This window comes from Streptomyces griseus (assembly GCF_900460065.1).
In the GTDB taxonomy this organism is placed as follows: domain Bacteria; phylum Actinomycetota; class Actinomycetes; order Streptomycetales; family Streptomycetaceae; genus Streptomyces; species Streptomyces griseus.
Genome location: NZ_UAVD01000023.1, coordinates 231,116 through 248,812, shown reverse-complemented (window position 1 = coordinate 248,812; position 17,697 = coordinate 231,116). Strand labels below are relative to the sequence as shown.

Annotated in this window: 18 protein-coding genes; 2 read left to right on the top strand and 16 right to left on the bottom strand. The window is 73.6% G+C overall.

The genetic code is table 11. From position 1 onward, the window contains the following. Positions 1 to 49 precede the first annotated feature (49 nt). The 4 genes from DTB53_RS10430 to aroH form a co-directional block, all read right to left on the bottom strand. Positions 50 to 706 (bottom strand): lysophospholipid acyltransferase family protein, encoded by a 657-nt coding sequence (locus DTB53_RS10430; RefSeq protein ID WP_003970045.1) that lies wholly within the window; start codon positions 704 to 706, stop codon positions 50 to 52. Continuing rightward, positions 703 to 1,398, bottom strand: coding sequence for a (d)CMP kinase (gene cmk / locus DTB53_RS10425; protein ID WP_012381501.1), 696 nt, complete (start codon positions 1,396 to 1,398; stop codon positions 703 to 705). The genes DTB53_RS10430 and cmk overlap by 4 nt, the downstream gene beginning before the upstream one ends. A 144-nt stretch (positions 1,399 to 1,542) precedes the next feature. After that, positions 1,543 to 2,628 carry a prephenate dehydrogenase gene (locus DTB53_RS10420; RefSeq protein ID WP_012381500.1) on the bottom strand — a complete coding sequence of 362 codons (1,086 nt, stop codon included), beginning with the start codon at positions 2,626 to 2,628 and terminating at the stop codon, positions 1,543 to 1,545. Then, a complete protein-coding gene (aroH, locus tag DTB53_RS10415) occupies positions 2,625 to 2,987 on the bottom strand; it encodes a chorismate mutase (RefSeq protein ID WP_003970042.1) in 363 nt (120 codons plus the stop codon). Before aroH ends, DTB53_RS10420 begins: the two co-directional genes overlap by 4 nt. Positions 2,988 to 3,237: 250 nt before the next feature. On the opposite strand from aroH, the gene DTB53_RS10410 reads away from it, so the two are divergent. Together DTB53_RS10410 and DTB53_RS10405 are read left to right on the top strand one after the other, a co-directional pair. Next, entirely contained in the window at positions 3,238 to 3,663 is a 426-nt protein-coding gene (locus tag DTB53_RS10410) for a Rieske (2Fe-2S) protein (protein ID WP_012381499.1), read from the top strand. A gap of 54 nt (positions 3,664 to 3,717) precedes the next feature. Beyond that, positions 3,718 to 4,461, top strand: coding sequence for a nucleotidyltransferase domain-containing protein (locus tag DTB53_RS10405; RefSeq protein ID WP_012381498.1), 744 nt, complete (start codon positions 3,718 to 3,720; stop codon positions 4,459 to 4,461). Here DTB53_RS10405 and DTB53_RS10400 read toward each other — a convergent pair. From DTB53_RS10400 to DTB53_RS10340, 12 genes are all read right to left on the bottom strand, one after another. Then, entirely contained in the window at positions 4,427 to 4,870 is a 444-nt protein-coding gene (locus tag DTB53_RS10400) for an SRPBCC family protein (RefSeq protein WP_003970039.1), read from the bottom strand. The two genes, DTB53_RS10405 and DTB53_RS10400, sit on opposite strands and share 35 nt — an antisense overlap. Positions 4,871 to 4,989: 119 nt before the next feature. Next, on the bottom strand, positions 4,990 to 6,015 hold the full coding sequence (locus DTB53_RS10395) for an ADP-ribosylglycohydrolase family protein (RefSeq protein WP_012381496.1): 1,026 nt from the start codon (positions 6,013 to 6,015) through the stop codon (positions 4,990 to 4,992). Beyond that, positions 6,012 to 6,776 (bottom strand): NUDIX hydrolase, encoded by a 765-nt coding sequence (locus DTB53_RS10390; protein ID WP_003970037.1) that lies wholly within the window; start codon positions 6,774 to 6,776, stop codon positions 6,012 to 6,014. Before DTB53_RS10390 ends, DTB53_RS10395 begins: the two co-directional genes overlap by 4 nt. After that, positions 6,773 to 7,852, bottom strand: a complete 1,080-nt coding sequence (locus DTB53_RS10385; protein WP_012381495.1) for an AAA family ATPase — start codon at positions 7,850 to 7,852, stop codon at positions 6,773 to 6,775. The genes DTB53_RS10390 and DTB53_RS10385 overlap by 4 nt, the downstream gene beginning before the upstream one ends. Continuing rightward, a complete protein-coding gene (gene pnuC / locus DTB53_RS10380; RefSeq protein ID WP_042497465.1) occupies positions 7,849 to 8,505 on the bottom strand; it encodes a nicotinamide riboside transporter PnuC in 657 nt (218 codons plus the stop codon). Before pnuC ends, DTB53_RS10385 begins: the two co-directional genes overlap by 4 nt. A 131-nt stretch (positions 8,506 to 8,636) precedes the next feature. After that, positions 8,637 to 9,938: a pseudouridine synthase gene (locus DTB53_RS10375; protein WP_042497461.1), complete on the bottom strand. Its 1,302-nt coding sequence runs from the start codon at positions 9,936 to 9,938 to the stop codon at positions 8,637 to 8,639. Next, complete coding sequence (gene scpB, locus DTB53_RS10370) at positions 9,938 to 10,594, bottom strand: SMC-Scp complex subunit ScpB (RefSeq protein WP_003970033.1); 657 nt, start codon at positions 10,592 to 10,594, stop codon at positions 9,938 to 9,940. The genes DTB53_RS10375 and scpB overlap by 1 nt, the downstream gene beginning before the upstream one ends. After that, complete coding sequence (locus tag DTB53_RS10365; RefSeq protein ID WP_042497457.1) at positions 10,591 to 11,667, bottom strand: segregation and condensation protein A; 1,077 nt, start codon at positions 11,665 to 11,667, stop codon at positions 10,591 to 10,593. Before DTB53_RS10365 ends, scpB begins: the two co-directional genes overlap by 4 nt. Positions 11,668 to 12,095: 428 nt before the next feature. Further along, a complete protein-coding gene (locus tag DTB53_RS10355; RefSeq protein WP_012381491.1) occupies positions 12,096 to 12,659 on the bottom strand; it encodes a hypothetical protein in 564 nt (187 codons plus the stop codon). Beyond that, positions 12,656 to 13,774 (bottom strand): ParA family protein, encoded by a 1,119-nt coding sequence (locus tag DTB53_RS10350; protein WP_003970030.1) that lies wholly within the window; start codon positions 13,772 to 13,774, stop codon positions 12,656 to 12,658. Before DTB53_RS10350 ends, DTB53_RS10355 begins: the two co-directional genes overlap by 4 nt. Positions 13,775 to 14,142: 368 nt before the next feature. Next, complete coding sequence (gene ald / locus DTB53_RS10345; protein WP_012381489.1) at positions 14,143 to 15,258, bottom strand: alanine dehydrogenase; 1,116 nt, start codon at positions 15,256 to 15,258, stop codon at positions 14,143 to 14,145. A 143-nt stretch (positions 15,259 to 15,401) separates the two neighbouring features. Continuing rightward, positions 15,402 to 17,534 carry an ATP-binding protein gene (locus DTB53_RS10340; RefSeq protein ID WP_030706095.1) on the bottom strand — a complete coding sequence of 711 codons (2,133 nt, stop codon included), beginning with the start codon at positions 17,532 to 17,534 and terminating at the stop codon, positions 15,402 to 15,404. Positions 17,535 to 17,697: the final 163 nt, after the last annotated feature.

Genomic DNA, 17,697 nt, shown 5'->3' with positions numbered 1-17,697 from the left:
GATGGGCCGCGATCAGCGCGGCCCACTACTCAGGTCACTCAAGTCTGGCCTATCGCCCGGTGAGGCGCTTGGCGCTTTCCAGGTGGGCGGTCAGCTTCGCCTGGATCCGCAGGGTCGCCTCGTCCAGCGCCCCGCGCGTGCGCCGCCCGTCGCCGCCGCTCGCGTCGAACGCGTCGCCGAAGACGACGTCGACCCGGCTGCGCAGCGGGGGCAGCCCCCGTATCAACCGTCCGCGGCGCTCGGTGCTTCCCAGAACGGCCACGGGGACGATCGGGGCCCCGCCGCGCACCGCGAAGTACGCGAGTCCGGCCCGCAGCGAGGCGAAGTCTCCTTCGCCTCGGGTGCCCTCGGGGAAGATCCCGAGGACGCCGCCGTCCGCCAGCACGCCGAGCGCGTGGGTGATGGCGGTGCGGTCGACGACGCTGCGGTCCACCTCGATCTGCCCGATTCCGTGCAGGAACGGGTCGAGGGGGCCGACGAAGGCCTCCTTCTTGATCAGGAAGTGCACCGGCCGGGGTGCGGTGCCCATCAGCATCGGTCCGTCGATGTTGTGGGAGTGGTTCACCGCGAGTATGACGGGTCCGGCGGCGGGCACGCGCCACGCGCCCAGGACCCTGGGCTTCCACAGCCCGTACATCAGGCCGATGCCGATGGACCGCCCGACGGCCGCTCCGCGCAGCGTGGGCGCGCCTGTGGCATCGCTCACGCGGCGACCCGCTTCCCCTCGACGAGGGTGACGACGCACTCGATGACCTGCTGGAGGGTCAGCTCGGTGGTGTCCACCTCGACGGCGTCGTCCGCCTTGGCCAGCGGCGAGGTCTTGCGGCCGGAGTCGGCGGCGTCCCGCTTGATCAGGGCCTCGCGGGTGGCGCTCAGGTCGGAGCCCTTGACCTCGCCGCTGCGGCGGGCGGCGCGGGCCTCCGGGGAGGCGGTGAGGAAGATCTTGAGGTCGGCGTCGGGCAGCACGGTGGTGCCGATGTCCCGGCCCTCGACGACGATGCCGCCGGTGGCGGCGGCGGCGATGGAGCGCTGGAGCGCGGTGATGAGGGTGCGCACCTCGGGGACCGCGCTGACGGCGCTGACCTTGGAGGTGACCTCCTGGGTGCGGATCGGTCCCGAGGCGTCCTCGCCGTCGACGGTGATCGTCGGGGCGGCGGGGTCGGTGCCGGAGACGATCACGGGCTTGGCGGCGGCGGTGGCGATCTCCTCCGGGTTGCCGACGTCGACGCCGTTGGTCAGCATCCACCAGGTAATGGCGCGGTACTGCGCGCCGGTGTCCAGGTAGCTCAGGCCGAGCTTGGCGGCAACGGCCTTGGACGTGCTCGACTTGCCGGTGCCCGAGGGCCCGTCGATGGCGACGATCACGGAGGAGCGTGCGGTTTCCACGGTGGTGGACACCTTCCTGGTACACGGTGCGGGACGGTCGGGCCTGAGGACGGCCTCGTACCAGGTTACCGAGTACCGGGCGGGCCCTTGTACCCCGTACGGGGGAGGCGGGCCACCCGGGCGGGGGTGGCGCCGCCGCGCCGTGCGGGACCCGGCTCAGCCGCGGATCGACCAGCCGCGCTCCTGGAGGGCGGCGCCGAGTACCGGCGCGGCGCTGGGCTCGACCATGATCTGGACGAGGCCCGCCTGCTGGCCGGTGGCGTGCTCGATGCGGACGTCCTCGATGTTGACCCCGGCCCGGCCGGCGTCGGCGAAGATCGCGGCCAGCTCGCCCGGCTTGTCGCCGATGAGGACGGCCACGGTCTCGTAGGCGGCGGGGGCCGCGCCGTGCTTGCCGGGGACCCGGACGCGGCCCGCGTTGCCGCGCCGCAGAACGTCCTCGATGGCGCCGGCGCCCGCGCGCCGCTTCTCCTCGTCGGCGGAGTGCAGGCCGCGCAGCGCGGTCACGGTCTCCGCCAGGTCGGCGGCGACCCCGGCGAGGACGTCGGCGACCGGGCCGGGGTTGGCGGAGAGGATCTCCACCCACATCCGGGGGTCGGAGGCGGCGATCCGGGTGACGTCGCGGATGCCCTGCCCGCACAGCCGTACGGCGGTCTCGTCGGCCTCCTCCAGCCGGGCGGCGACCATGGAGGAGATCAGCTGCGGGGTGTGCGAGACGAGGGCCACGGCCCGGTCGTGGGCGTCCGCGTCCATGACGACGGGGACGGCCCGGCACAGGGCGACCAGCTCCAGCGCCAGGTTGAGCACCTCGGTGTCGGTGTCCCGGGTCGGGGTGAGGACCCAGGGGCGCCCCTCGAAGAGGTCGGCGGTGGCGGCGAGCGGCCCCGATCGTTCCTTGCCGGCCATCGGGTGCGTACCGATGTACGGGGTGAGGTCGAGGCCGAGCGCCTCCAGCTCGCGGTGCGGGCCGCCCTTGACGCTGGCGACGTCCAGGTAGCCGCGGGCCACCCCGTCGCGCATGGCGGTGGCGAGGACGGCGGCGGTGTGCGCGGGCGGTACGGCGACGACCGCCAGGTCGACGCGGCCTTCGGGCGCCTCGTCCGTCCCGGCGCCGAGCGCGGCCGCGGTGCGGGCGGAGGCGGGATCGTGGTCGACGAGGTGCACCTGGACGCCGCGGCCGGCCAGCGCGAGGGCGGCGGAGGTGCCGACGAGCCCGGTTCCGATGACGAGGGCGGTTCTCACTGGGCGATGTCCTTGCGCAGAGCGGCGGTGGCGCCGAGGTAGACGTGGCTGATCTCGGCGCGCGAGAGGTAGGTCTCGACATGCACGAGGATACGGACGACCCGGGGCATGGCCCCCTCGACGTCCAGCTCCTGGGCGCAGATCAGGGGTACGTCGACGATCCCGAGGCCGCGCGCGGCGGCGGCGGGGAAGTCGCTGTGCAGGTCGGGGGTGGCGGTGAACCAGATGCTGATCAGGTCGTCGGCGACGAGTTCGTTCCGGTCCAGGACGGCCGTCAGCAGCTCACCGACCCGCCGGGCCATGTGCCCGGCCTCGTCCCGGTCCAGCTGGACGGCGCCCCGGACCGCTCGTACCGCCACGTCGTGCTCCTCGTTCCTCGCCGCTCTGTCCGTGCCCCGGTCCCGCGCCGTCCGGCGCGGTCCGCTGCCCTCCCCAGCGTAGATCGGCGGCGGCGGACGTGATCACGGCGTTCCGTCCGTGAGACGGGCGGGGCGCGGCCGTCGGGGTCCCGTCCGCCACCCGCGCGGGCGCACGGCCCGCCCGGTTGCTTCGCCCCGGGGCCCGCCACCGCCACCATGGCCCCCATCCACCGCCACCGAAGGAGAGTCCATGAACGCACGGCGAAGGACGGTGCTGGCCGCGGGTGCGGCGGGCGCCGCCGCCCTGGCCACCGGCTGCGGGTCCTCCGGCGGGGACGGCGGCGGGGACACGAGCGCGACGCCGACCGCCACGGGGGACGCCACGGGCGGCGCGGAGCTGGCCCGGACCGGCGACATCCCGGTCGGTGGCGGCACCGTCCTCAAGGAGCGGAAGGTCGTGGTGACCCAGCCGGAGGAGGGCGAGTTCAAGGCGTTCTCCGCCGTCTGCACCCACGCGAGCTGTCTCGTCTCGACGGTGAGCGACGGCACCATCAACTGCCCGTGCCACGGCAGCAGGTTCAGCATCACGGACGCGTCGGTCGAGGCCGGCCCGGCGACGCGGCCGCTGCCCGCCGAGCGGATCAGCGTCTCGGGCGGGACGATCCGGCTGGGCTGAGCGGGGCCCGAAATCCCGGGGCGCCGCGGACCCCTCCCCCGTACGCTCGCGGCCATGAGCACCGCTGCCGACGAGGCACTCGTACGCGACCACACGGTCTACGCCTGCGTGATGGGCTCGCGCGCGTTCGGACTGGCCACGGAGGAGAGCGATACGGACCGGCGCGGGGTGTTCCTCGCGCCCACCCCGCTGTTCTGGCGCTTCGAGAAGCCGCCGACGCATGTGGAGGGCCCCGCGCCGGAGCAGTTCTCCTGGGAGCTGGAGCGCTTCTGCGAGCTGGCGCTGCGGGCCAACCCGAACGTGCTGGAGTGCCTGCACTCCCCGCTGGTGGAGTCCGTGGACGACACCGGCCGCGAGCTGCTGGCCCTGCGCGGGGCGTTCCTGTCGCGGCTGGCGCACGGCACGTTCGTCCGGTACGCGATGGGCCAGCGGCGGAAGCTGGAGGCCGACGTACGCGTCCACGGCGCGCCGCGCTGGAAGCACGCGATGCATCTGCTGCGGCTGCTGGCGAGCAGCCGTGACCTGCTGCGTACGGGTGAGCTGCGCATCGACGTCGGCGACGCGCGCGAGGAGCTGCTGGCGGTGAAGCGGGGCGAGGTGTCCTGGCCGGAGGTGGAGCGCCGGATGGACCGCCTCGGTGAGGAGAACGACCGGGCGGCGCTCCGCTCCCCGCTGCCGCCGGAGCCCGACCGGGCGGCCCTGGAGGACTTCCTCGTCCGGACCCGGCGGGCCTCGGCGGAGCGGGCTCGGGGGCCTGCCGCGCTCACACCGTCCGGGGACCGCCGGACGCGGCCGTGAGCTCGGCCAGCTTCTGGAACTCGCCCAGGTCGTAGTTGGCGAGCGTGGAGTCGAGGTTGGTCAGCGCCCCGAGGTGCTCGATGAACCCCTGGGGGTCGTACTCGATCTGGAGGGCGACCCGGCTCGACGTGTCGTCGAGCCGGTGGAAGGTGACCACTCCGGCGTGGTGGACCCCCTCCGTCGTCTTCCAGGCGATGCGGTCCTCGGGGACCACCTCGGTCAGCTCCGCGACGAACCGCTTCTCCGCGCCGGGCAGCGAGAGCTGCCAGGCGAAGCGCCGCTCGTCGATCGGGTCGACCCGCTGGACGTGGCTCAGGAACCTGGGCCACTGGGCGACATCGCTCCACAGGGACCAGGTGACGGCCACGGGCGCCTTGATGTCGACGGTCTCGACGAGTGAGGAGGACACGGATACCACCAGGCCTTCGTACGGGATCAGGTCTGGCCTCTCGTACCCGGTCCTCCCCCGCTCACTCGGGGCACTCCCGCCCGGCGCGGCGATGACGCGCGTGGTCCGGCCGGCTCGGCTCAAGCGTCCCAGAGCGCGGCGAGGGACAGCAGGTCGCTGCGGTACTCGATGCGCTCGGACCACTCCTTGGGCCAGGCCGCCGCGCCCAGGTGGGCCCCGGCGAGCGCCCCGGTCAGGCAGGCGATCGAGTCGGAGTCGCCCCGGGTGCAGGCGGCCCGGCGCAGGGCGGTGACGGGCTCCTCGGGGAAGATCAGGAAGCAGTGCAGGGCGGTGGCGAGGGCCTCCTCGGCGATCCAGCCGTCGCCGGTCCGCTCGCACGGGTCGGTCTCCGGCGACGGGTCGCGCAGAGCGTCCTGGACGCGTCCCAGCGCGGTCAGGCACTCGTCCCAGCCGCGCTGGATGTACGTCTGGGGGGTGGCGTCGCCCGCGTGGCGCCAGAGGTCGCCGAGCCAGCGGGTGTGGTAGCGGCCCCGGTTCTCGTAGGCGTAGCTGCGGAGCTGTCCGATCAGGCCGAGGGGTTCGGCGCCCTGGGCGAGCAGGAACACCGCGCGGGCCAGCAGGTCGGAGGCGGCGAGCGCGGTGGGGTGGCCGTGGGTGAGGGCGGCCTGGAGCTGGGCGGCGCCGGCGCGCTGTTCCTCGCTGAGTCCGGGGACCAGGCCGACGGGGGCGACCCGCATGTTGGCGCCGCACCCCTTGGAGTGCGTCTGGCTGGCCTCCTGCCAGACCCGGGTGTGTTCGAGGAGGCGGCAGGCGGTGAGGCAGGTGTTGCCGGGGGCGCGGTTGTTGTCCGGCGCGTGGTACCAGGCGACGAACTCGGCGCGGACCGGGTCCACCATCCGTTCGGGGGTGAGCAGTCCACTGTCCATGGCGGTGCGGATGCCCCGGCCCAGGGCGATCGTCATCTGGGTGTCGTCGGAGACGACGGCGGGCGTCAGGAGGGGAATCTGCCGCCAGGGGCCGAACTTGGCGAGGATGGCGGGCACGTCGTTGAACTCGGTGGGGAAGCCCAGGGCGTCGCCGAGCGCGAGCCCGGTCAGCACTCCGGTGGCGGCCTGTTTGGTGAGGGGCGGGGTGGCGATGGTCATCTCTCTCGTCCTTCCGGTGCGGAGTGGGGGGCGTCGGGCCCCGGCGGGCGCAGGAGCGGCGGGTGCAGGGCGGTGGCGTCGCCCGCCCGGTAGAGGGCGGCCGGCTTGCCCCGGCCGCCGGTGCGGCGCGGCGGGCCCTCGACGGCCTGGACGAAGCCGGGTGCGTTCAGGACCTTGCGCCGGAAGTTGGGGCGGTCGAGTTCGACGCCCCAGACGGTCTCGTAGACCTGCTGGAGCTCCCCGAGGGTGAACTCCGCGGGGCAGAACGCGGTGGCCAGACAGCTGTATTCGAGCTTGGCGCCGATCCGGTCGTGGGCGTCGGCCAGGATCCGGTCGTGGTCGAAGGCCAGCGGCCCGGCGGCGCCCGTGTCCCACCACCGGGCGCTCGCCGCGTCGCCGCCGCCGCGCGGCTCGGGCAGGTCCGGCAGGAGTGCGGCGTACGCGACGGAGACGACCCGCATCCTCGGGTCGCGGTCCGGGGCGGTGTAGGTGCGCAGCTGTTCGAGGTGGAGGGCGCCGACGGTGTCCTGGCCGAGTCCGGTCTCCTCGGCGAGTTCGCGGCGGGCGGCGTCCTCGGCGGACTCGCGGGGCAGCAGGAAGCCGCCGGGCAGGGCCCACCGCCCCCGGAAGGGCTCCTGGCCGCGTTCGACGAGCAGCACGTGCAGCCGGGCCTCGCGGACGGTGAAGACCGCGAGGTCGACGGTGACCGCGAACGGGGCGTAGGCGTGGGGGTCGTAGCCCTCGGGGGCGGGGGTGCTCATCGTTTCTCCGGGAGGGGTGCGGCGAAGTCCCAGCCGGTGGCGAGGAGTTCGTCGACGGCGGTGACGGCGGCGGTGAGCCGCGCCTCGGGCGGGCCGGTGATCTCGATGAACCGCCTTCCCGTGCGCGTGAGTTCGGCGCGGAAGCGGTCGGTCATCCAGGGGCGCAGCTCCTCGCCGTCGCGCAGTCCGTCGTCCTCGAAGGGGACGCCCTCGTGGTCGGTGAGCAGCCACAGGTGGTGGGCGGTGCGGTCGGCGATCTCCTCGACGAGCGGGTTGCGCCCGCCGACGTACCGCTCGTGCCAGACGGTGGTGGCGAAGGAGTCGGTGTCGCAGACGAGCACCGGGGATCCGGTGCGGGCGGCCTCCTCCTCGCGGTCGTTCTGGGCCGTCGCGATGTGCGGGAAGTCGTCGGTGGTGAAGCCGACGTCCTCCCAGGCGGCTCCGGGCCACCGCCTTCGCAGGGCGGCCAGCTTGTGTTCGCTGTACTCGCGGCCGTACTCGGCCACGTAGCCGGTGCGCGCCCACACCCCGCCGCGCGCCCGGTAGTGGGCGGCGAGCGCCCGCGCGAGGGTGGTGGTGCCGGTGGACTCCGCGCCGAGGACCACGACCCGTCGGGCGAGGGCGGCCCGCACGGGCGGCCGGAGGAAGTCCCAGCAGTCGGCCGGGGACCGGCGTACGGCGGTGCCGGAGACCGGGAAGAGGGTGCGGTCGGGGTCGACGAGGACGGACTCCGCGCCGAAGCGGCGGCCCAGTTCCTCCCCGTACGCCTCCGAGGTGAAGACCGCGTCCACCCGCTCGGGCACGGCCGCGGTGAAGACGGCCATGTGCGCGTCCCAGACCGCCGGGTCGTGCACGTCCATGTGCGTGTCGTCGACCGCGCCGACCACCGTGACGTCCGGGTGGATCTCGCGCATCCAGGCGACCCGGTCGGCGAGCGGGACGGACTCCACGGAGGCGGCGCAGACCAGCACGGTCAGCCGCTCGCAGCGCTCACGCGCGGTTTCGACGAGGTGGTGGTGGCCGGCGTGCGGCGGGTAGAACTTGCCGAGGACCAGTCCGTGTCCGTGGCGCTTCATGCCGCGGCCACCTCCATGGGACGCGGGGTACGGGCGGTCAGGTCGCGGTGCCAGTTGCGCAGGCCGACGAGGCAGAGCGCGAGGAACCCGGCGTACAGCAGGGACGTCAGATACAGCCCCTTGTGGGCGTAGAGCGGGATGTAGACCACGTCGGCGGCGATCCACAGCCACCAGGACTCCAGCCGCTTGCGGCACTGCCCGTACGTCGCCATCAGCGACAAGGAGGTCGTCAGCGCGTCCCAGAACGGGACGGTGGAGTCGGTGGCCCGGGACAGCAGCAGGGTGATCCCGAGGGTCCCCACCACCCCCGCCGCGAGCAGCCAGGTCCATTCGGTGCGGGTCGTCCTGCGCACCGGCAGGACCGAGGTCCCTGGTCCACCCCCGTGGGTCCAGGTCCACCAGCCGTACGCGGCGAGGGTGATGAAGACGATCTGGAGGCCGGCGTCGGCGTACAGACCGGCCTGGGTGAACAGCAGGATGAAGAAGAGGTTGTTGGCGATGCCGATCGGCCAGTTGGCGAGGTGCTGGCGGGCCACGAGCCAGACGCAGAGCGCCCCGCTGCCGAAGCCCAGCACCTCGGTCCAGCTGACCGGGGTGTCCAGGATCGTCACCAGGGGCTGTTGCAGGGGATCGAGTATGTCCGCGAGACTCACGCCCGCCTCCTTCTTAATAGTCACTCTGACTATAAAGGCTGGAGGGGGGCGGCAAAAGGCCCGCGGCCGGTTCCGTTCGAACTTTCCGAACGGAACCGGCCGCGGGCCGGACGGGACTTCGCGGACACGACCTAGAGGCCGACCTCGCGCATCAGCATGCCGACCTCGGTGTTGGTGAGGCGGCGCAGCCAGCCGGACTTCTGGTCGCCCAGCGGGATCGGCCCGAAGGACGTCCGCACCAGGCGCTCGACCGGGAAGCCGGCCTCGGCCAGCATCCGGCGCACGATGTGCTTGCGGCCCTCGTGGAGGGTCACCTCGACCAGGTAGTTCTTGCCGGTGTTCTCGACGACGCGGAAGTGGTCGGCGCGGGCGTAGCCGTCCTCCAGCTGGATGCCGTCCTTGAGCCGCTTGCCGAGGTCGCGCGGCAGGGGGCCCTGGATCGCGGCCAGGTAGGTCTTCTTCACGCCGTACTTGGGGTGCGTGAGGCGGTGGGCCAGCTCACCGTGGTTGGTGAGCATGATGATGCCCTCCGTCTCGGTGTCGAGCCGGCCGACGTGGAACAGCCGCGTCTCGCGGTTGGTCACGTAGTCGCCGAGGCACTGGCGGCCGTCGGGGTCCTCCATCGAGGAGACGACCCCGGCGGGCTTGTTCAGCGCGAAGAAGAGGTACGACTGGGCGGCGACCGTGAGGCCGTCGACCTTGATCTCGTCCTTGTGCACGTCGACGCGCATGCCCTGCTCGACGACGATCTCGCCGTTGACCTCGACGCGGGCCTGCTCGATCAGCTCCTCGCACGCGCGGCGCGAGCCCATGCCGGCCCGGGCGAGGACCTTCTGCAGCCGCTCGCCCTCCTGCTCGGCGCCCGGGTGGGTCTTGGGCAGCTTGATGTCGGGCTTGTTCGCGTACCGGTCGCGGTTGCGCTGCTCGATCTTGGCGTCCAGCTCGCGGGGGCGCGAGGGGGAGCCGCCGCGCCGGAAGCCGCCGCCGCTGCCGCCCTGTGCGGACTTCGGGCCGCCCTTGGCGCCGCCGCGGGCCGCCGCGCCCCGGCCCTTGCGGGGGCCGTCCTGGCCGCCCCGGGCGCCGGGCGCGTCGTTGCCGACGTCGTAGCGGCGCTCCTCCGGGCGGGGGCGGCGGGGACGCTGCTCCTGCTCGTCGCGCCCGCCCTGGAAGCCCTGACGGCCGCCCTGACCGGTAGGACGGCCGCCGGGGCCGCCGGACCGCCCGCCCTGACCACTGCCGCCGCGTCCGCCGCCGCCCGGGCCGCCGGAGCGACCGCCCTGGCCGCCGCCCTGGCCCTGGCGGAAGGACCCGCCGCCGCCGCGCCCGCCCTGGCCGCGCCCGCCGCCCTGACCGCCGGGGCGACCGCCCTGGCCGCCGCTCCGGCCGCCTTGGCCGCCGCTGCCGCTTCCGCTGTTCCTGCCACTGCTTCGCATCAAAATTCCGTCTTGTCGTCTGCGTGAGTATCCGGGGTGTCCGGTGCGTCCGGATCGAACGACGGCACACCCTCTAGCGTCTCAGCCTCGATCGCGTCCGCCTCCGGGAGGAAGGGCGCGAGCTCCGGGAGCTCGTCCAGGCCGCGCAGGCCCATTCGCTCCAGAAAGTAGTTCGTCGTCCTGTACAGGATCGCACCTGTTTCGGGTTCCGCGCCCGCCTCGGCCACCAGGCCCCGCTGGAGGAGGGTCCGCATGACGCCGTCGCAGTTCACTCCGCGCACCGCCGAGACCCGCGAGCGGCTCACCGGCTGCCGGTACGCGACCACCGCCAGGGTCTCCAGCGCCGCCTGGGTGAGCCGGGCGTGCTGGCCGTCCAGGACGAAGCCCTCCACCGCCGCCGCGTACTCGGGCCGGGTGTAGAACCGCCAGCCGCCCGCGACGAGCCGCAGGTCGAAGCCCCGGCGCTGCACGGTGTACTCGTCGGCCAGCTCCCGCAGCGCGTCCGCCACGGCCCTGCGGGGCCGCTGGAGCACCTTGGCGAGGTGGTCGACGGTGGCGGGCTCGTCGACGACCATGAGGACCGCCTCCAGGGCGGGCTTGAGGTCGAGCGAGGCGACCGCGCCCTCGTCCCGCTCCCGGTCCGGCTGCTCGCTCATTCCCGTACGCCCTCCTCTTCCGTGCCGCCACCCGGCTCCTGGTCGAACTCGTCCGTCACCACCGGCTCCGCGCCCTCCCCGCCGCACCAGGTCACCAGCAGGTCCCCCAGCGCCTCGTCCTGGTCGAGGGTGACGGCCTTCTCGCGGTACAGCTCCAGCAGGGCCAGGAACCGGGCGACCACGGTCAGGGTGTCCGGGGCGTCCCCGGTCAGCACCGTGAAGCTCACCGCCGCCCCGGCCGCGCGCAGCCGCTCCACCACCAGGCCCGCCTGCTCCCGGACGCTGACCAGCGGGGCGTGGATGTGGTCCACGTACACCTGGGGCTCGGCCTTCGGCTGCATCGCCTTCACCGCGAGCCGGGCGAAGCCCTCGGGCCCGATGCTGATGACCACCTCGGGCAGCAGAGCGGCGTGCTGGTCCTCCAGGCCGACCGTACGGGGGTAGCGGCGGGCCTCCGACTCCAGGCGGCCCTGGAAGATGTCGGCGATCCGCTTGTACGCCCGGTACTGGAGCAGCCGGGCGAAAAGCAGGTCCCGCGCCTCCAGGAGTGCGAGGTCCGCCTCGTCCTCGACCTCGGCGGCGGGCAGCAGCCGGGCGGCCTTGAGGTCGAGGAGGGTGGCGGCGACGACGAGGAACTCGGTGGTCTGGTCGAGGTCCCCGTCGGGGCCCATGGCGCGGATGTACGCCATGAACTCGTCGGTGACCTTCGACAGGGCGACCTCGGTCACGTCCAGTTTGTGCTTGGAGATCAGTTGGAGGAGGAGGTCGAAGGGACCCTCGAAGTTCACGAGGCGGACGGTGAACCGCTTGCCGTCGCCCCCGGCGCCCGGTCCGGCCGCTTCGGCCCCCGGCTCCGGAGCCTCTCCGGCCCCTTCAGCGGACTCCGGTACGGTCGCGGGCTCCGCTACGGCCTCCGGTACGGGAACGGGCCCCGGCTCCGGTACGGCCTCCGGCCCGGTCGCGGGCTCCGGCTCCGGCTCCGGCTCCGGCTCCGGCTCCGGGAACGCCGCCACGCCCGGCCCCCGGCCCAGGGCGCGGCGGCGCGGGGCGGCGGGGTCGTCGGGCGTGGGCATGGCGTTCCAGAGGGTGGGGCGGCGGTGGCGGGTCCCGGCGGCCGGGGGGTCCAGGGCTCGTCGTCACCTTCCCGGCGTCGCCCGAAGGGCGGCCGGGCGGCGTCCGGCGCGTGCGCTCGCGAGGCGCCGGGATGGTCGCGTAGCGGAGCTACTCGGCCATTTCGGGAACGTCGCGAGCGCGCGTGCCGGGCGTCACCCGGCAGGCGGGAAGGTGACGACAGGCCCTGGGGGGTGTCCGCGAAGTATCGTCCTCCGCCCGTCGGGCGGGGCCCGCGGCGTCCGGTGCGCGCTCTCGCAAGGCGCCGAAGTGTCCTGGTAGCGGAGCTACTCGGGCCTTTCGGCAACGCCGCGAGAGTGCGTGCCAGGCGTCGCGGGCCAGACGAGGCTTCGCGGACACTCCCTGAGGCAGGCTACCCGCGCCGTGCCGCTCAGCGGCCGCGCAGCCGCCGTACGAGGATGCTCGCGTCGCCCCGGGACTCCAGGTCGGCCAGGACCACCGCCACCGCCTCGCGGACGATGCGGCCGCGGTCGACGGCGAGACCGTGTTCGCCTCTCAGGACGAGCCGGGCGTGTTCGAGGTCCATCAGCTCCTCGGCGGAGACGTAGACCGTGATCTTCTCGTCGTGGCGCTCGCGCCCACTGGGGCGGCGGTTCGCGCCGCGTCCGCCGCGCCTGCGCTGCGGCTGGACCGCGGGGGGCTGCTCGGCCGGGGCGGCGGGGGGCGCGGGGCGCTCGCCGGAGGCGGCCCGGCCGGCCGGGGAACGTTCCGCCTCGCCTTCACGGCCGCGCGCGTCGCCGCCGCCGGCGTCGGCCGCGGTGTGCTCCTCACGGTCGGCGGGCGGGGTCTGGCCCGAGGGGTCGCTCTCCCCGGCGGGCGCGGGCACCCGCGGCTCGCCGTTCGCCTTGCGCCGCCGCTCCGCCGGTGAGGACGGCTGGAGGCCCATCCCGCCTCCGGTGGTACGGAACAGTTCGTCGGCCCCGGGCAGACTCACTCGGCGTGACACCGGGCGAGCACCTCCCTGGCGAGCTGGCGATAGGCGGCTGCGCCGACCGAGTTGGAGGCGTAGGTGGTGATGGGCTCACCGGCGACGGTGGTCTCCGGGAAGCGGACCGTGCGGCCGATGACCGTGTGGTAGACGTGCTCGTCGAAGGCCTCGACGACGCGCGCCAGGACCTCGCGGCTGTGCACCGTACGGGAGTCGTACATGGTGGCGAGGATGCCGTCGAGCTCCAGCTCCGGGTTGAGCCGCTCCTGGACCTTCTCGATGGTCTCGGTGAGCAGCGCCACCCCGCGCAGGGCGAAGAACTCGCACTCGAGCGGCACTATGACCTTGTGGGCGGCCGTCAGGGCGTTCACCGTGAGCAGGCCGAGCGAGGGCTGACAGTCGATCACGATGTAGTCGTAGTCGGCCATCAGCGGCTTCAGGGCGCGCTGGAGCGTGGACTCGCGGGCCACCTCGCTGACGAGCTGCACCTCGGCCGCGGAGAGGTCGATGTTGCTGGGCAGCAGGTCCATGTTGGGGACCGCCGTCTTGAGCAGGACGTCGTCGGCCGCCATGCCCCGCTCCATGAGCAGGTTGTAGACGGTGAGGTCCAGCTCCATCGGGTTGACCCCGAGGCCGACGGAGAGCGCCCCCTGCGGATCGAAGTCGACGAGCAGGACCCGGCGTCCGTACTCCGCGAGCGCGGCGCCCAGGTTGATGGTCGACGTGGTCTTGCCGACGCCGCCCTTCTGGTTGCACATCGCGATGATCTTCGCGGGGCCGTGGTCGGTCAGGGGACCCGGGATCGGGAAGTACGGCAGGGGCCGTCCGGTCGGGCCGATGCGCTCGCGGCGCTGCCGCGCGGCGTCGGGCGCGAGGGTGGCCGCGTACTCCGGATCGGGCTCGTACTCGGCGTCGGGGTCGTAGAAGTGCCCCTCGGGCACCTCGGCGAAGTCGGCGAAGCGGTCGGTGTCCCGGCTGCTCTCGTTGCCGGCCGTGGCGTTCACGTGTAGGCCGTCCATCATCTGGGGGGCTGTCGTCATGTGCTGTTGGGTGGCGAAGGTGCGGACAGCGACGGAGCCGACAGCTTCGAGCCCGATCGGGCTCAGACCCCGTGCGGGCATCCCTGGTTGACCACCCCCGGGAGTAATTGTCGACTCATTCACAAGTCGTCTTACCTCCTTGGACGTGACCAGGAAACTTATCGATAGGTCAGCGTGGCACCATGCCGACGATTGGCGACTCTATGGCGTGTCACCGGTCCGCAGCAACACAATCCGCCGGACCCGGCCCGATGTGTCGGCAATCGAACACCTCGCTGTCAAGGGTGCACAGCGACCAAGCCGCACATTTCACCGCGGCACGAAACGGGTAAAGGGTTACGTTCGGCGCGAGTTGCGCAAGGGCCCCACGGGGCCCGATACGCGTCCGGCCGGACCTTGCTCGGCAAGGTCCGGCCGGACGCGCGATGTTGACGGAGGGGGTTGACCCGTCAGCCGAGGAGCGCGCTCAGCTCGACGTGCGGGAGACCGTGCGCCTCGGCCACCTCGCGGTAAACCACCTGGCCCTCATGGGTGTTGAGGCCCTTGGCGAGCGCGGCGTCGCGGCGCAGGGCGTCGGCCCAGCCGCGGTTCGCGAGCTCCACGATGTAGGGCAGCGTCGCGTTGGTGAGCGCGTAGGTGGAGGTGTGGGGCACCGCGCCGGGCATGTTGGCGACGCAGTAGAAGACCGAGTCGTGGACCTGGAAGGTCGGCTCGGCGTGGGTCGTCGGACGCGAGTCCTCGAAGCAGCCACCCTGGTCGATTGCAATGTCGACAAGTACACTTCCGGGCTTCATCTTGGCGACGAGCTCGTTGGTGACCAGCTTCGGGGCCTTGGCTCCGGGGATCAGCACGGCACCGATGACGAGGTCGGCCTCGACGACGGCCTTCTCCAGCTCGAAGGCGTTGGAGACGACGGTCTGCACCTTGGTGCCGAAGATCCTGTCGGCCTCGCGCAGCTTGTTGATGTCGCGGTCGAGCAGCGTGACGTGGAAGCCGAGGCCCACGGCGATCTGCGTGGCGTTCCAGCCGGAGACGCCGCCGCCGATGACGACGGCCCGGCCGGCCGCGGTGCCGGGGACGCCGCCGGGCAGCACGCCGCGGCCGCCGACCGAACGCATCAGGTGGTAGGCGCCGACCTGCGGGGCGAGGCGGCCCGCGACCTCGGACATCGGGGCGAGCAGCGGGAGGGCCCGGTTCGCGGTCTCGACCGTCTCGTAGGCGATGGCGGTGGTGCCGGAGGCCAGCAGCGCGTCGGTGCACTCGCGGGAGGCGGCGAGGTGCAGGTACGTGAAGAGGGTCTGGTCCTTGCGGAGGCGGTGGTACTCCTCGGCGACCGGCTCCTTGACCTTCAGCAGCAGGTCGGCGGCGGCCCAGACCTCGTCGGCGGTGGCGAGGATCCGCGCGCCGGCGGCGACGTACTCCTCGTCCGGGATGGACGAGCCGACACCGGCGTCGTGCTCGATGACGACCTCGTGGCCGTGACGGACGAGCTCATGCACTCCGGCGGGGGTGATCGCCACCCGGAACTCGTTGTTCTTGACTTCGCGGGGGATGCCGACCTTCACGTCGATCACGGTCCTTGGCTCGGAGGGTAATCCGGGCACAGCGGTGCACACCCGGACATATACAGCTTAAAGGGAGACGCCACGAACGAGCGCGGCAGAGCCAGTTTAATGAAGGACTTCGCGCTGTCTAGCCTTACAAAGCATTAACTTTCTGTCGAAGCACTGCGGATTTCGTAGGCAGGAGCCTCCTCGCCCAGCAATCTGTCGGCCGCACTCCGGTGCAACCCTGCCGCCGCGGGGTCCCCGAGCCGGTCCAGCGTGTCGGCCAGCCGGAGCTGGAGCGCCGCCTGAAGCCGCACGTCACCGGCGCGCCGGGCCAGGTCGACGGCCTCCCGGCAGGTCTGGAGCGAGTCGTGCGGCCGGCCCGCGTACTCCTGGACCCGGGCCGCCTCGCTGAGCGCCCGCGCCTGGGCCGCCGGGTCGCCGAGCCTGCGGTGGCCCGCGGCGGCGGCCCGCCAGTTCCGCAGCGCCTCGCCGTAGCGCCCGGCGTACGTGTGGACCGCGCCGAGCCGCCCGTACAGCCGGGCCTCGTCGGCGCGCTCCCCCTGCGACAGGCGCTGGGCGAGAGCCCGCCCGTACCAGTCGGCGGCCCGGTGGTAGTCCCCCAGCTCCTCGTGCGCGCCGCCTACGGATTCCATCGCGCGGCCGGTGGCGTACAGGTCCTTCGCCGCCTTTCCGGCGTCCAGCGCGGCCCGGTAGCGGGTCAGCGCCTCCCGGGTGCGGCCGGTGCGGGCGTCCAGGTCCGCGAGGTTCAGCAGGGCCGCCGCCTGCTCGCGGGGCAGTTCGCGGCGGAGCGCCACGTCCAGGACGAGCCCGTGCAGCCCGTACAGCTCGGGGGCGGCCTCCTCCGTCCCCCGGTGCGCGGCGAGCGCCCGCACCAGGGCCGACACCAGCCGCCGGGCCAGGGTGTCGAGCTCGCCGTCCGCCACGGCGAGCCGGGCCGAGGCGAGCAGGGCGGGCTGGCGGCCCCGCAGCCACGCGCCCGCCTCGTCCGCGTTCGGGAAGCGCAGCGAGCGGGGCAGGCCGGCGAGCTTGCGGCGGGCGGCGGAGCCCTCCGGCTCGGTGACCGCCCGGCAGGACTGGAGCCGGCGCACGGTCCGCTCCAGCATCCGGGCGCGGGCGAGCTGGATCTCGGCCGGCCGGTCCCGGTCCTCCAGGAGCTCCCGCAGCAGCGGGGCGAGGCAGCCGGGCACCGCGTACTGGGGGTGGGCCGCGCCGTCCGTCCGCAGCAGCCCGAGCTTCACGAAGCCGTCGAGGGTGGAGCGGGCGGCGGAGACCGAGCAGCCGGCCAGCGCGGAAGCCGTGTGGGCGTCGGCGAGCCCGGCGGGGGCGAGGGCCAGCAGACGCAGTATCCGGGCGGCCGTCGTCGGCAGGGAGTCGTGGACGAGCCGGAACGCCCGGGCCAGCGGGCGGGCGCCGGCGGGCAGGTGCTCGCCGGGGTCGGGGAGCTCGTGCAGCTGCTTGGCGACGTCGGCGACCGAGGCCATGGGGTGCGCGGCGAGCAGGCCGCCCATCAGGGCGAGCGCCGCGGGCTGCCCCCCGCACTCCTCGGCCAGCCGCTCCGCGGTGCGGGGGTCGACGGTGATGCGGACCTGCCCGATGACGCGGGCGAGCAGCCGTACCGCCGCGCCCGCCTCCAGTCCGCCGAGGGTGCAGGGCCGTACGTCGGGGATGCCGGTCAGCGGCCCGGTCGAGGTGGCGAGGACCAGGCAGTCCGGGTTCTCCGGGAGCAGTGGGTCGACCTGTTCGGCGTCGGCCGCGTCGTCGAGGACCAGGACGAGCCGGCGTACGGCGAGGGCCTCGCGGACCATCTCGGACAGTTCGTCCTGGTCGGCGCCGGGCGGGACCGCCACCCCGAGGAGGCCGAGGAGCTCGCCCGCGGTGCGTTCGGTGGGGACGACGGCGCCGCCGGGGTCGGTGAGGCCGACCCGGAGCACCCCGTCGGGGTAGTCGCCGGAGCCGGTGCCGGGAACGGCCCAGGGCAGCGCGCCCGACGCGGTCGCGGCGGCCCCGGCGGCGTCGGTCCCGGTGAGCGCTCCGGCCAGCTCCTCGGCCAGCGCGCTGCGGCCGGAGCCGGGCCGGCCCGCGATGAGCAGGACCCGGGCGCGGGGGGTCTTGCGGCCGGCCAGGGTGTCGAGGCCGGCCCGCTCGATGTCCGCCCGCAGGGCCTTCAACTCACGTTCGCGGCCGAAGAATCGGGGTGGGGCGGCGCCGGACGGCTCCTCGGTCCCTGGGGCCTTCGCCGGGCCGCTGGTGTCCACCGCCTGATCGGTCACGAGCCACGCTCCACTTCGCTGCACGCGATACCCGCCGGAACTCCGGTCGGGTGCGTTTCGAGCGTAGTTCAGCGGTGACGACGATCACTGCGGAGCGGGACGGAGGAGGGGGAACATCCCTCGATCGGATCAGCTTTTCTTCATTCTTATGACCGATCGAGGG

What these genes read in the sequence shown, in the direction of transcription:
- DTB53_RS10390 (WP_003970037.1), bottom strand. Translation starts at nt 6,776, where the DNA reads ATGAGCACCCCCGCCCCCGAGGGCTACGACCCCCACGCCTACGCCCCG.
- DTB53_RS10385 (WP_012381495.1), bottom strand. Translation starts at nt 7,852, where the DNA reads ATGAAGCGCCACGGACACGGACTGGTCCTCGGCAAGTTCTACCCGCCG.
- DTB53_RS10350 (WP_003970030.1), bottom strand. Translation starts at nt 13,774, where the DNA reads ATGCCCGCACGGGGTCTGAGCCCGATCGGGCTCGAAGCTGTCGGCTCC.
- DTB53_RS10395 (WP_012381496.1), bottom strand. Translation starts at nt 6,015, where the DNA reads ATGACCATCGCCACCCCGCCCCTCACCAAACAGGCCGCCACCGGAGTG.
- DTB53_RS10365 (WP_042497457.1), bottom strand. Translation starts at nt 11,667, where the DNA reads ATGCCCACGCCCGACGACCCCGCCGCCCCGCGCCGCCGCGCCCTGGGC.
- DTB53_RS10375 (WP_042497461.1), bottom strand. Translation starts at nt 9,938, where the DNA reads ATGCGAAGCAGTGGCAGGAACAGCGGAAGCGGCAGCGGCGGCCAAGGC.
- DTB53_RS10405 (WP_012381498.1), top strand. Translation starts at nt 3,718, where the DNA reads ATGAGCACCGCTGCCGACGAGGCACTCGTACGCGACCACACGGTCTAC.
- scpB (WP_003970033.1), bottom strand. Translation starts at nt 10,594, where the DNA reads ATGAGCGAGCAGCCGGACCGGGAGCGGGACGAGGGCGCGGTCGCCTCG.
- DTB53_RS10410 (WP_012381499.1), top strand. Translation starts at nt 3,238, where the DNA reads ATGAACGCACGGCGAAGGACGGTGCTGGCCGCGGGTGCGGCGGGCGCC.